The sequence below is a fragment of the Pseudomonas sp. ANT_H4 genome (assembly GCF_008369295.1).
Classification (GTDB): domain Bacteria; phylum Pseudomonadota; class Gammaproteobacteria; order Pseudomonadales; family Pseudomonadaceae; genus Aquipseudomonas.
In genome coordinates this window covers 1-755 of sequence record NZ_VOBG01000085.1, presented here as the reverse complement: position 1 = coordinate 755, position 755 = coordinate 1, and the positions used below count along the sequence as shown (strand labels likewise).

Below are 755 nucleotides of genomic sequence, written 5' to 3'. Positions count from 1 at the left end.
ATGGCCCACGTCGATGGGTTCGTTGTGCCGAAATTGACCCTGCGCAACCTTGGAGATTGGGAACAGGCCGTTACAAACCCGGCGCTGTACCTCATGCCGACGCTGGAAACTACAGACGTGTTCAACCCAGGTGGAATGGTCGAGTTGGGCCAGGCGCTGAAGGCGAACCTGAATCAGCGAATTATCGCCCTACGTATCGGCGGGAACGACCTGATGGGAAGTCTTGGACTTCGTCGCAATCCCGCAACAACGCTCTACAGCACCCCAATGGGCTACGTGATCCCAATGTTGGCAGGCGTCATGGGGTCTCAAGGTTTCGCACTGACGGCACCGGTGTTCGAACAACTCGCGACACCGCATTTGCTGATGGAGGAGCTGGAACTCGACATCGCCCATGGCTTGGTAGGGAAGACGGCGATTCATCCATCTCAGATCAACACGATCCAGGACGCGTTGCGCGTAAGCCTCGAAGACCTCAACTGCGCCAGGATGATTGTCAGTGAAGTTGCTCCGGCAGTGTTCAAGCACAACGATGCCATGTGCGAGCCTGCGACCCATTACAAATGGGCGGTCAACATCCTTGAAAGAGCAGAGTGGCACGGAGTTCGGCAACCGGATGTAGGACCTATTGAGGCGCCTATCCGTTTGGCCGAGGCCGCGCGATGACAATGGGATTTGACGATGCTGGCGGGCAAAGGCGTCAGGTGCTGTCGGTTTTTGACTTCGACGGCACGCTGACCCGGCACGATAGCTTC

The 755-nt window shown here is 57.2% G+C and carries 1 protein-coding gene; it reads left to right on the top strand.

The window, feature by feature from the left end; translation table 11 throughout:
* On the top strand, positions 1–666 hold a 666-nt coding region (locus tag FQ182_RS29660), incomplete at its 5' end, for an HpcH/HpaI aldolase/citrate lyase family protein (protein ID WP_149415314.1).
* Positions 667–755: the final 89 nt, after the last annotated feature.